General features: G+C 58.3%; 9 protein-coding genes. 7 read left to right on the forward strand and 2 right to left on the reverse strand.

Going from position 1 to position 12,301, the window contains the following annotated elements; translation table 11 throughout:
- Positions 1-115: 115 nt before the first annotated feature.
- From ACR0CR_RS06905 to ACR0CR_RS06925, 5 genes are all read left to right on the forward strand, one after another.
- Entirely contained in the window at positions 116-2,329 is a 2,214-nt protein-coding gene (locus ACR0CR_RS06905) for a beta strand repeat-containing protein (protein ID WP_480597834.1), read from the forward strand.
- Positions 2,330-2,465: 136 nt separating this feature from the next.
- Entirely contained in the window at positions 2,466-4,415 is a 1,950-nt protein-coding gene (locus tag ACR0CR_RS06910) for a type I secretion protein (RefSeq protein WP_480597836.1), read from the forward strand.
- A gap of 39 nt (positions 4,416-4,454) precedes the next feature.
- Positions 4,455-6,698 (forward strand): type I secretion system permease/ATPase, encoded by a 2,244-nt coding sequence (locus ACR0CR_RS06915; RefSeq protein ID WP_480597838.1) that lies wholly within the window; start codon positions 4,455-4,457, stop codon positions 6,696-6,698.
- Between the two features lie 3 nt (positions 6,699-6,701).
- The gene (locus ACR0CR_RS06920) at positions 6,702-8,042 is read left to right on the forward strand and encodes an HlyD family type I secretion periplasmic adaptor subunit (protein ID WP_480597839.1); all 1,341 of its coding nucleotides are present in this window, start codon (positions 6,702-6,704) and stop codon (positions 8,040-8,042) included.
- A gap of 73 nt (positions 8,043-8,115) precedes the next feature.
- Complete coding sequence (locus tag ACR0CR_RS06925; protein WP_480597840.1) at positions 8,116-8,508, forward strand: rhodanese-like domain-containing protein; 393 nt, start codon at positions 8,116-8,118, stop codon at positions 8,506-8,508.
- Between the two features lie 75 nt (positions 8,509-8,583).
- Here the strand turns inward: ACR0CR_RS06925 and ACR0CR_RS06930 are convergent, their stop codons facing one another.
- Entirely contained in the window at positions 8,584-9,384 is an 801-nt protein-coding gene (locus tag ACR0CR_RS06930) for an alpha/beta fold hydrolase (protein ID WP_480597842.1), read from the reverse strand.
- A gap of 48 nt (positions 9,385-9,432) precedes the next feature.
- Here ACR0CR_RS06930 and ACR0CR_RS06935 point away from each other — a divergent pair, with 48 nt between their 5' ends.
- Positions 9,433-9,807, forward strand: coding sequence for a hypothetical protein (locus ACR0CR_RS06935; protein WP_480597843.1), 375 nt, complete (start codon positions 9,433-9,435; stop codon positions 9,805-9,807).
- An 87-nt stretch (positions 9,808-9,894) separates the two neighbouring features.
- On the opposite strand, the gene glyA is transcribed toward ACR0CR_RS06935, so the two are convergent.
- Positions 9,895-11,190 carry a serine hydroxymethyltransferase gene (gene glyA, locus ACR0CR_RS06940; protein ID WP_480597844.1) on the reverse strand — a complete coding sequence of 432 codons (1,296 nt, stop codon included), beginning with the start codon at positions 11,188-11,190 and terminating at the stop codon, positions 9,895-9,897.
- A 168-nt stretch (positions 11,191-11,358) separates the two neighbouring features.
- Here glyA and ACR0CR_RS06945 point away from each other — a divergent pair, with 168 nt between their 5' ends.
- Positions 11,359-12,120, forward strand: a complete 762-nt coding sequence (locus ACR0CR_RS06945) for an NAD kinase (RefSeq protein WP_480597845.1) — start codon at positions 11,359-11,361, stop codon at positions 12,118-12,120.
- Positions 12,121-12,301 lie beyond the last annotated feature (181 nt).

Below are 12,301 nucleotides of genomic sequence, written 5' to 3' on the forward strand. Positions count from 1 at the left end.
AATACGCCGCAATGCTGCGTGCATGGCGCATTGCGCGAAGAATTCTATTTTAACCGCACCAAATGCCGCTTTGTAGATGAATGGCGGCCAGGTGCCAGAGTGATGGAAATTAAAAATGCGACGCAATACGAATAATACGAATGTCACTACAGTCGATGAAATGAACGTCGAAAATCTGGATGCGAATTTCGAAACCGATATCGAAGTGGCCGAAGCAGAAATTGATGCGGACCTGACCGAACAGCAGCAACAGCAGCAACAGGATCAGACGGTCGAAAACGCAGCGAACAATTCCGATTCGCAAGCTCAGGATCAAGGTCAAGACCAAGGTCAGGATCAGGGACAAGACCAGGGCCAGGATCAAGACCAGTCGCAAAGCCAGTCGAACACCAATGGTGGTAACGACAGCAACACCAACGACAACTCGAACAGCAACGCAGTCAATATTGACTTCGGTGGTGGCGAGTGGATTCCGCGTGATGACGACAAAGTCGACGTGGACATCCAGGATTCGGACGTCGGCGACGTGATCACTGCCGGTGACGACATTAACTATGATCCCGGAGATGACCTGAATCTGGACATCTCGCTGGACGGTGCCGGCAACGACATGTCGTCGATCAACAACCAACTGGCGAGCCTTGAAGACAATGACAGCCTGGATACGGCGACTGTGGGCAACTACGGCGACTTCCAGCAGAACGGCAACGCGACGGGTGGCACAGCCAGCGCGGCAGAAGGTATTTCTGCCGGGGCCAACGGCGGCACATCTGGAATGGGTGGCAGCAGCTATGGCGGCGAAGCCGACGGCGGCAAAACCTATGGCGGTAATGCAGACGGAACCGGTGGTGATACCGGTAGCGCCAGCGCGGACGCCTACGGTGGAGACGGCGGTGAAACCGGCGATGCCGACAACACCAGCGACGTCCACTCGGATTCCAACGCGGATTCCGACGGCTCGAGCACCGGTGGTGATGGTGGCGACAGCGACAGCAGTTCTGCAGCAGACAACGCGACCGACAGCGACAACTCGACCGATGGTTACTCGGGTGATGGCGGTAGCAGCGAGTCTTACGGTGTAGGTAAAGGTTACGGCGACGCGCAAAGCGACTCGGATGCTTACGCGGACGGCGGTGACAATGACTCTGCTGCGAAAGCAAAGGGTAATGGTTCGACCGACAATGACGCGGACGCATCGGGTGCCGATGGTGGCGACGGTGATTCCAACGCGGATGGATCGGCGGACAACACCACCGACAACAATACCGAAGCCAACAACAACGACGCCGGTGACAACACTGCGGACGGTACAGGTACTGGTACATCCGACAGCAACGCATCCGGCGACGGCGGCGACGGCACGGGTGGTTTCTCGCGTCTGGTTGAAGAAGCAATTGCGACCCTGCAGCGTGAACTGGCCGGTGAAGGCGGCGAAGAAGAAGGGGCCGGTGAATCCGACGGTGGCACAAATGCCGAAACCAATGGCGACAACAACTCGACAGGTGGTGACGGCACTGGCGGCGCAGGAAACTCTGGCAGCTCGGCAGCTGACGCTGACGGCCAGGGTGTAGGCGACCAGTCCGCTTCCGGACCGGACGTTGATCAGGCCTCGGGCGACTCCAATGGCTCGTCGGCAAACGCATCGGACTCTGATGCGACTGGCGGAGCAGGCGGTTCAAACGCTGCAAATGGCTCTGGTGACGGTACGGGCACGGGTAGCGCGGCGGCAGACGGCGTCGCAGGTGCCGGGGGAACGGGGACTGCAGATTCCGACTCGACCGCAAGCGGCGCGGGTTCGGGCGCATCCGACTCGGCCGGTGGTGCCAGCGGTGCATCTGACGTCTTCTCGGAAACCGACACGGACGGCTCAGCTGACAGTCTTGCCGAAGCGATTGCCGGGTATGGCGGCGCATCAGCATCTGACAACGACTCCAATTCGTCGTCGTCTGGCGCGGCTGATGGTGCGTCGACTAGCGGTGACAGCGGTTACGGCGGTGCTGGCGCAGCGAACGGCGGATCCAGCGGATCGTCGACCAACAGCGCAATGACCGGCGATACCATGGGTGGCGACACAATGGGCGGAAGCTCGGCGGGCGCATATTCGGGTGACGGCGGCGCAGGCGGCAACGCCGGTTCGTGGGGTGCAAACAACGGTGGCGACGGTATCGTCAACGGTGAATCCTACGCCTCGGCAGCGGCAGTTGTGGACACGGCGGCCTTCAACCAATCGATCGTCATGGGTGCCAACGTGCTTGGTAACTCGGTCGATACGACCATGGTTGGTGGTTCGATGACTTCGTCCTACGCAAGCGACGACACCGAGGTCTAAGACCTGTGAAAGGGAGGGGGCGCATTTTCGCCCCCTTCCGTTTTAGTTGAAAACGCCGAGGCCGCATTCCGTGGCCTCGGCCCAGCACATCCCGAACCGGAAATTTTAGGCTGGTAAGGGGGTAAAGGATCAAGACATGTCTTTCGACAGTGTTACCGAAAAGATTGCACACTTTATTGGAACTTTTGAACTGACGATTGAACAGTCCCGACTGAGGGATCAGTACGAGGAATTTACGGCCGAGCGCCGAAAGCTAGAGCTAGAAGAGCTCGAAGATCCGTTTACAATCACGATCAAAGCCGATCTTGAGCTTGATGCCGGTCGCTATGATCCGCTTCCGTTCAAATTTAAGACACCACCCACCAACCCAAATTTGCCACCACAACCGGACGGTCCGCTGGCCAAGACAGTGATCGCCGTCGAGCCGCTGCCTCCGGCCGAGTCACTTTTGCCTGACAACCAGCTTCCGCTGGCACCGGCCATCAGCCTCGTTGTTTTACAGCCCCAGATTGCAACCGATCTGATCGGCTCGGCTGTTACATATACGTTCCAATCTCTGTTCCTGCGCGACAACGATACGGTTGGAACAGGAGATTTCCGGGACGCGGAACATTTGATGGCGCTTTCCGAAGCCGCCGCGCAACTGGCCTCAACGCTTCATGCGTTTGGTGTCCCGTCACTATCACTCACGGACTATCTCTCTGTCGAATACGTTGAATCGCTGGCTGAAGCGATGTTGTCGCCAATTACGGCGAACATCGAAGGCGTCACCATACACCAGTTCCACGGCGAAGACGCGATGGGCGTCATCGTGAACGGTGAAGTTGTCGATGAAGCGCCGGAATGGGCGGACCTTCTGCCGGCGCATCACCAGCCAGATGAGACCGAGGAGGACGACTCGCCAGATCCATATCCGGCAGAGTGGTCGAAGAGAGACGAAACCGAGTATGGCGAAGGTCACAAGGTGATCGCGGGGGGTAACCTTGCCATCAACGAGATGGCTGCCACAATTGCTTGGGTCGACGCCCCGTACATTGCAGTCGGGGGGCAGGCCATCAGTCTGACGATGATCAGTCAGGTGGCATTGGTGTCCGATTGGGACCAGGGCACACCGGGCGCGGGTTCGGGGACCGACGTGATCCAGTCCGCCGAGATTTCGGTAGAACAGAATGCGGCCCCATGGCTGGATGGCGGCGGAGGCAATGGTCAACCGACGGCTTTGACAGTCGACTGGATCACCGGTGACCTGCTGGTGGCAAACTTCATAAACCAAGAGATCGACGCGACGGATATCGATCACATTCAGACCGACATTTCGGCATCGACGACGCTGTATGCGCTGGGCGACAACCAACTGACAGATGTGACAAACATCGTGCAGTTGGGCAGTTTTTATGACCTGATCCTGATCGAAGGGAACATGATCTCGGTCGATATGCTGTACCAAACCCTTGTCCTGCAAGATGACGATATCGTCACGGGCGGATTGTCCAGCCCGGTCGGAATGGCCGATGAAAATCTTCTGATGAATCAGGCCGTGGTCAAGACCGAAGGCGAGGACACGGAAGGGGCGCTCAACAACTCGATAACAGATGCGATTGCACTGGACGGGCTAGATACCGCAGGGCTGGAAGACGCGCTGCTGAACGACCCGATGTTTGCCGGGATGGAGCAGATGCGCGTCCTGAAGATTGACGGAGACCTGCTGCAGGCCAACATCGTCAAGCAGGTCACAAAACTGGCTGATCAGGACGATGTCCGTCTTACCGGTCCGCACGCCGCGGCAACCGAGGTGATCGCCGGAAGCAATGCATTATTGAACGCGGCGGGCATCACCAAGGCGGGTATCGACTCGACGGTGATGGCGGCGGATGGGACCTATTCCGATCTACTGCTGCATCAGGCCAGCCTTGTTGACGCGCCGGATTTACCCGAAAACCCCGAAATGCCCAACGAAGCGATTGCCCTGCTGATGCAGGAGGCCAACTTCCCAGGCAATGAACAGGGCATTGGTCCGAAAGGGCATGACCTGACGCCAGGTGAAATGGCGAATTCCGACGATGGCCTGCAAACCATGCTGGCCTGATCTTCCTGAAAGTTACGAGTATCTCGATAGGTTTGTTTGATGTCGATTGTATTTTCGTCGCGCCGTACCCGGTATTCCAGTCCTCTGGATCGACAGGGAGGCGGGGCCCCACTCAACCACTCGACCAGTGACCGGGTGGACTTGAAACAAAGACCAGACAAGACCGGGGCGACCCCCCGGCTGCGGCTGAGCAAGGAGATGCAAGTGCCCGAACCCGAGCATTGCCCTGCGGCCTCAGCCGAGGTTTCGCCCGCCGAACAAGCCCCGCAAGCGGCCGAGACCGAGCAAACAGAGCCGACAAAACCACCGCGTGCCCGCTCTCCCCGACGGCGCGCGTCGTCGCAGCCCGTGCAAGACAAGGATTCATCGGGTCGCGACAGTGGGGTGGCCGATGCTGACGCCCCTGATCGTGAAGCCGCCCAGTCGACGGCGCGAATGACCCCCTCTGCGCCGCCCAACGGCGGGAATCGCATAGGCACTACGATCGAGGCCAAGGCAAATGAGCCGTTGCTGCGTTCAAGTTCCGGAGGCGGCGACGGCAAAGGGCCACCCCAACCATTTCACAAGCGCACCCCGCCTGAGGATTTTCAGAAGACGCTTCGCATTTCGATGCGGGCGATCTGGCGCAATCTATCCTTTGTTCTGGTTCTGACTTGCGCGACCAATATCCTTATTCTCGCCATCCCGATCTATCTGTTTCAGATCAGTGACCGGGTGCTGACCAGCCGCTCGCTGGACACGTTGATCATGTTGACGGCTATTGTCGCCGGCGCAGTGATCTTTCAATCCGCCTTTGATGCTGTTCGGCGGTTCATGCTGATGCGCACCGCGGTCGAGGTCGCAGCCCGTCTTGGTGCTCCCGTCCTAAGCGCGGCGGCCCATGCCTCGTTGCACGGAAATGGGCGCGAATATCAGACCTTGGGTGATCTGCAGCAGGTGCGGGGATTTCTGGTATCGGGCACGTTGATATCTTTCCTCGACGTGCCTTTCGCACCGCTGTTCATTCTGATGATCTTTCTCGTGCATCCCCAGCTTGGCATGATCGTGGTCGTGACTGCGGTGCTGCTGATGATTATCGCGCTGATCAACCAGAAATTGACCGCAAAGCCGTTTGCCAAGGCAAACCATGCGCAATCTTTGGCCAATCAGCACCTGGATTCCATGTCGCGCAACAGCCAGATAATCAACGCATTGGCGATGATCCCCGAAGCTGTTCGCATCTGGGGCCGCGACACGGCGCAGTCTTTGACATGGCAGGTACGCGCGCAGGACCGCAATGTGATTTTCGCCGCGATTTCAAGGGCTGTGCGCCTGCTGACCCAAATCGGCATACTGGGCTGGGGCGCGTTTCTTGCACTGCAAGGCGAGATCACGGGCGGAATGGTGATCGCAGCCTCAATTATCGCAGGTCGCGCATTTGCACCAATCGAAGGGTCAATCGAGGGGTGGAACACTTTCCTTCTGACTCGTGGCTCGTTCGGCCGGATCAAGGGCCTTTTGTCAAATTCGGCGCTGCAGTTTGAAAAGTTGCGTCTGCCACGCCCTGAGGGTCGGTTGGATGTCGAACGGCTGCTTTACGTCCCCGGCGGCACCAAGCGAGTGGTGTTGAATGGCATATCCTTTGCGTTGAACCCCGGTGAAACACTGGCGGTCATTGGTAATTCCGGCGCAGGTAAAACCACGCTTGGGAAGACGCTTGTCGGGTCGATCCTGCCGACCTCAGGTAGTGTCCGTCTCGACCTGATGGATATCCGCAACTGGGATCCCCGCCAATTCGGCGAAAGCATTGGGTATCTGCCGCAGGACGTTCAATTGTTCCCGGGCACGATCAAGGACAATATCGGTCGCATGCGGGACGACGCGACCGACGAACAGATACACGATGCGGCCGTTTTGGCCGATGTTCACAACATGATCGCAACGCTGCCGCAAGGCTACGAGACCGTGGTGGCGGCAGACGGGACGCCGCTGTCGGGCGGTCAGAAACAGCGCATCGCTCTGGCGCGGGCTTTTTTTGGCAATCCGCGTTTGGTCGTGCTGGACGAGCCCAATTCGAACCTCGACGTGGCTGGGGACAAAGCCCTGGCTCGGGCGATCGAGCAGGCCCGCGAAAACAAGATCACCGTTGTCGTGATTACGCAGAAACCCACACTGCTGAGCGTTGTCGACAAGATCATGCTGTTGACAGACGGGCGCGTCGCGCTGTTCGGGCAGCGGGAACAGGTGCTGCAGCAGCTCAACGGTCCGCGTCAAAACCCCGAATTGCAGGGAAAGGGGGGCTAAAAGATGAATGATCTGGTCCGCGCAGAACAACAAGCACAGTGGTATTCCGAGGTTCCTCGTTCCATCAGCAAGCTGATTGTGATTGGTTTGGTTATGCTGGTTGCGTGTTTTGGTGGCTTTGGTATCTGGTCGTTTCGCGCGCCGCTTGCCGCCGCCGTGATCGCGCAGGGCAGCTTTGTGGCCACCGGGCGCAACAAGATCGTGCAGCACTTGGAGGGCGGCATTATCGAGGACATTCTAGTCACCGAGGGCCAAGCCGTTCAAGCTGGTGAAGTGCTGATGACCCTTGATCAGACCTCGGCCGAGGCCAACGAGCGTGAGCTGTTTATTCGAAAAACCCGTTTGCAGGCCATGACCGAGCGCCTTTTGGCCGAACACAGCGAAAAAGATCGTTTGACGTTCTCGCAAGGGCTGATCGAAGCGTCGGACGATGTCGAAGTGATGACCATTCTCGACAGTCAGAAGCTGAGCTTTGACGTCTCGCGCAAGACGCTGATGAATGACATCGCGCTGCTTGAGCGCAACATGGAGGCCTTGCGCATTCGTGCATCGGGGTTTGAGGCGCAGTTGGCCAGCATGGAGCGCCGCTCGGATATCCTGCAGGAGGAGTATGACACCAAGGCGTCACTCTTTGACAAAGGGCTTGTACGCAAGGGCGATTTGAACACCATCCGCAGGGTTCAAGCCGAGGCGGAAGGGCAATTGGCCCGCCTTCAGGCGGAAACCGCCGAGGTCAATCAGATGCTCCTGAAATATGAAGAGCAGATCTTGCGCACTCGGTCGGCCTACCGCGAGGCGGCGCTGGATGAGCTGGGCGTGATCGAAGCTGATCTTGAAAGTGTGCGCGAAAAGGCACGTCAAGCGCGCAGTGTGCTGGATCGGGCCGTTGTCCGGGCTCCGGTCACGGGCACCGTCGTCAGGCTGCACCATCACACCCCGGGAGGCGTGATTGAAACCGGTGAGCAGATCGCCGAAATCCTTCCGGCTGACGCGCCATTGATCATCGAAGCACAGATTCCGCGCACCGAAATTGACAGCGTTGTGACAGGGCAGGAGGCCACTGTCAGGCTCGTCGCACTGAATCAGCGCACGACACCGGTGCTGTTGGGAGAAGTCTTTTACGTGTCCGCAGACGCATTGCTCGAAGATTCAAACGGTATTCCGCAAGAAGTATATCTTGCGAGAATCTCGCTGACGCCGGACGAAATGGGACGGGTGCGAGGTTTTGTTCCGACGCCGGGTATGCCCGCTGAAATCATGATTCAGACCGAGGAACGTACCTTTGCGGCCTATATCGCCAAACCGGTCGTGGACAGCATGTCGCGCGCGTTCAGAGAGCACTGAGGCGGTTCGGAACGTCTACTCCTGCCCTGACTGGCATGTTAGCATCCTGAGAGCCAATGCAGGAGAACAGTTCATGCCACTGACGGTCAAAGACATGATGGAGGCGGCGAACGCCGTCGTGGAACGCATCGATTACGCGCAAGCCAAAGAATTGATCGGGCAGGGTGCCTTACTTTTGGATATCCGCGACGCACCCGAGTTGGAAAAGGCCGGTGTTGCCGTTGGTGCCCGTCATATCCCCCGTGGAATGCTGGAATTCCGGGCCGATCCGGACTTGCCCTCACATGACGCTGAGATGCGAAAGGATCGTGTGATCATCCTGCATTGCGCGTCGGGCGGGCGGGCCGCCTTGGCCGGAAAATTGCTGAAGGATATGGGGTACGAGCGCGTCTACAACCTGGGTGGGTTGACTGATTGGGCAAAAGGGGGCGGCGAGGTTATTGGGCCCGCAGCCTCGGGGATGTGATCCGACGCGGCAAAGCGGAGGTTTGCCGTTCCGCTTCCGTGGCTTTGGTTGCCGTTGGAATCGGGGCGTGCTCGATCAGGCGTTCAGGAACGCTCTGACTGCGGCTTCGAACTCGCGCGGTTTTTCGGCGTGCAACCAATGTCCTGCGCCCGGTATCTTGGCGAACCGGGCGGCAGGGAAGAATGCGCGAATGAGTTGCCGGTGCTCTGGCAGAACATAGTCGGACGCTCCGCCCGACAAAATCAACGTGGGGCCGGGCCACGCTCCGTCAAGTTCGGGAAAGCCAATGATCTTTGGCATCTCGCGTGCCAACACATCCAGATTCAAACGCCAGGTTTTCCCTTCGACGTCCAGCGACTGGGTGAAAAAGCTCTGAAGCGCTTTTTCCACGCCCAAACCGGCCAATTGTGCCTCGGCATCCGAACGGCGCTCGACACGCGACATATCTACTTTGCGCATCGCTTCGATGTATTGAATCTGACTGTGCCCATACGTGACCGGAGCAATATCGGCGACAACCAACTTATTGACACACGACCCGTGTTGCAGCGCCAATGTCATTGCTGCCTTGCCGCCCATGGAATGCCCGACGACATCCGCCTTGCCACCAACACTGTCGATTACGTCAGCAAGGTCCTGCGCAAGCCGCGGGTAATCGTGGATGTCATCCCAGAAACTGTGCGCGTGGTTGCGCATGTCCACGGCAATCACCTGCCGTTCGTCTGACAGGCGACGCGCTATGACCCCCCAATTGCGGGCCGACCCATAAAGGCCATGGGCTATCACCAGCGGAGGACACTCGGTCGGTTCGCCATGTACAATCGTGTTCAGCATAGGCATTTGATACGCGTCGCAGACACGAACAACCAGCCCCATTGTTGTTCATTGCATCAACGGATAAATTGACCCGTCAGGAGGTCGCCCATGTCGCAAGACGTCGATATTCAAAGTCAAATTGCACAAACTGTCGTGCTGCTGCGCAAAAAGCTGGGCGTGCGCGACGCGACCTTGGCGGCATCCATAAAACGCGCCAAGCGGCGATTGCCGCGCAGCGTGTACAAGCAAGCTTTGGTTTTGGCCGATGCCGAGAAGCTGATGGGTCACCCGAAACTTCGACTGACCATGGACAGTCCAAAACTGCATCGGGCGTCGGACGAGGTTCAGGCCCATCTCAAAGCGATCAATCTTGCAGATCGTCGCTTGGGTTGGTTTCTGAGTTTCTTGGGTTCAGTGGCGCTTGGCCTTTTGGCCTTGGCGGCACTCGCCCTCGTGGTACTTCGGTGGCGCGGCTATTTGTAGATTCACATTAAGATCTAGTTGTAAGTTATAGATTGTAAATAAAAACGGCGCCGCAGAGGGCGCCGATTTCGATGTTTCAATCTGCAATCAAAGGTTCGGATAGATCGGGAAACGCGCGCAAAGCTCGGCGACTTCGGCTTTGACCTTTGCCTCGACCTCGGCATTGCCTTCTTCGCCATTGGCGGCCAAACCGTCGACCACTTCGATGATCCAGTCCGCGATCTGGCGGAACTCGCCCTCACCAAAGCCGCGGGTCGTCCCGGCAGGTGAGCCCAGACGGATGCCCGAGGTGATGGTCGGTTTTTCCGGATCAAACGGCACACCGTTCTTGTTGCAGGTGATGTGGGCCCGGCCCAAAGCCTTCTCGGTTGCATTGCCCTTGACGCCTTTGGGCCGCAGATCGACCAGCACCACATGGGTATCGGTGCCATGGGTCACGGTGTCCAGACCGCCTTTGATCAGTTGATCCGACAAAGCCTGCGCGTTGGTTACGACCTGCTTAATATAGTCCTTGAACGCGGGTTGCAGCGCCTCGCCAAAGGCAACCGCCTTGCCCGCGATCACGTGCATAAGCGGGCCGCCCTGAATGCCGGGGAAGATCGCCGAGTTCACTTTCTTGGCGATGTCTTCATCATTGGTCAGGATCATGCCACCACGCGGACCACGCAGGGTCTTGTGCGTGGTGGTGGTCGCCACGTGGGCGTGCGGGAATGGCGAGGGGTGTTCGCCAGCCGCAACCAGACCGGCAAAGTGCGCCATATCTACGTGCAGATACGCGCCGACCATATCTGCGATCTCGCGCATGCGGGCAAAGTCGATCTGACGCGGGATGGCGGAACCACCGGCGATGATCAGCTTGGGGTTATGCTCCTTGGCCAGTGCCTCGACCTGATCGTAGTCCAGCATGTTGTCTTGCTTGCGCACACCGTATTGCACCGCGTTGAACCACTTGCCCGACTGGTTCGGGCGCGCGCCGTGCGTCAGGTGACCGCCCGCGTCCAGCGACATACCCAGAATGGTGTCACCGGGCTGGATCAGCGCCTGAAACACGCCCTGGTTCGCCTGAGAGCCCGAGTTCGGTTGAACATTGGCAAAGCCGCAACCAAACAGCTCTTTCGCGCGGTCGATGGCCAGGTTTTCGGCGATGTCGACGAACTGACAGCCGCCATAGTAGCGACGACCGGGATAGCCTTCGGCATATTTGTTGGTCATGACCGAGCCCTGCGCCTCCATCACGGCGGCAGAGACGATGTTCTCGGACGCGATCAGTTCGATCTCGTCGCGCTGACGGCCCAGTTCAGAGGTAATCGAGCCAAACAGCTCGGGGTCACGGTCGGCGAGGGACTGGGTGAAGAAACCGGTATCACGAAGATTGGCGTTCATATGCGCTCCGCATGGCTGGGGTGTGTTTGGCGGATTTCCTATAGGAAACTGAATGCGGGCAAAAGGCTGTAAAACGACGATTTGCTCTGCTGCGGCGTCAAGTCTGGTGAAATGCGGAAAGGTATGTTTGTTTCGGAACCAAATGTATTGCACCGGAAACCGGAATTGATGACCCAGAGAATCGCTTTTCTCGCCAGCGATGCGGATGTCGCGCAGACCGCGCGTGATGCTTTGATTGCGCGCTATGGTAACGCAGCCCCGCGGGATGCCGATGTTGTGGTCGCGCTGGGCGGGGATGGGTTCATGCTCCGCACGTTGCACAATATCCAGCATCTGAACACACCGGTCTACGGGATGAACCGAGGCACCATCGGATTCCTGATGAACGAGTATGGGGATACTGACCTTCTGGCGCGCCTTGAGGCCGCCGAAGAAGAGGTTATCAACCCGCTTGCCATGACCGCGATGGATCAATCGGGTAAAACCCATGAGGCTTTGGCGATCAACGAGGTCTCGCTCCTGCGGGCGGGGCCGCAGGCGGCGCGTCTGAGGATCAGTGTCGATGGGCGGGTCCGGCTGGCCGAACTTGTGTGCGACGGAGCGCTATTGTCCACGCCTGCGGGCTCTACGGCTTACAACTACTCGGCGCACGGGCCGATCCTGCCGATCGGTGCGGATGTCCTGGCCCTGACGGCCATCGCTGCTTTCCGACCGCGGCGTTGGCGCGGTGCGTTGTTACCCAAAACGGCTCAGGTCCGATTCGATGTGCTAAACGCGGACAAGCGCCCGGTTATGGCTGACGCCGATTCGATATCGATTCCCGATATCGACTGGGTCGAGATTCGCTCCGAACCTGCCGTTCAGCACCGTATTCTGTTCGACCCCGGGCACGGGCTGGAAGAACGTCTGATATCCGAGCAATTTACGTGAATTTTGCTGACCGCGAAATTTTCTTGCTCAAATGTGATCCAGTTCACATGCATCAAACTAAGCTTTTGTTAATCTCAAATTGCCCGGAGAACACGCCCAGGTGGAAGTGAGTGGCCATCTAACGGTGTTTTCGAAATGGTTGCGCAGTTTACGCGCTGGCGAGGGTGGGTGGTGCTACGCT

The sequence above is a fragment of the Ruegeria sp. AM2 genome (genome assembly GCF_056540685.1).

What these genes read in the sequence shown, in the direction of transcription:
- ACR0CR_RS06915 (WP_480597838.1), top strand. Translation starts at nt 4,455, where the DNA reads ATGTCGATTGTATTTTCGTCGCGCCGTACCCGGTATTCCAGTCCTCTG.
- ACR0CR_RS06935 (WP_480597843.1), top strand. Translation starts at nt 9,433, where the DNA reads ATGTCGCAAGACGTCGATATTCAAAGTCAAATTGCACAAACTGTCGTG.
- ACR0CR_RS06930 (WP_480597842.1), bottom strand. Translation starts at nt 9,384, where the DNA reads ATGGGGCTGGTTGTTCGTGTCTGCGACGCGTATCAAATGCCTATGCTG.
- glyA (WP_480597844.1), bottom strand. Translation starts at nt 11,190, where the DNA reads ATGAACGCCAATCTTCGTGATACCGGTTTCTTCACCCAGTCCCTCGCC.
- ACR0CR_RS06920 (WP_480597839.1), top strand. Translation starts at nt 6,702, where the DNA reads ATGAATGATCTGGTCCGCGCAGAACAACAAGCACAGTGGTATTCCGAG.
- ACR0CR_RS06910 (WP_480597836.1), top strand. Translation starts at nt 2,466, where the DNA reads ATGTCTTTCGACAGTGTTACCGAAAAGATTGCACACTTTATTGGAACT.
- ACR0CR_RS06925 (WP_480597840.1), top strand. Translation starts at nt 8,116, where the DNA reads ATGCCACTGACGGTCAAAGACATGATGGAGGCGGCGAACGCCGTCGTG.
- ACR0CR_RS06945 (WP_480597845.1), top strand. Translation starts at nt 11,359, where the DNA reads ATGACCCAGAGAATCGCTTTTCTCGCCAGCGATGCGGATGTCGCGCAG.
- ACR0CR_RS06905 (WP_480597834.1), top strand. Translation starts at nt 116, where the DNA reads ATGCGACGCAATACGAATAATACGAATGTCACTACAGTCGATGAAATG.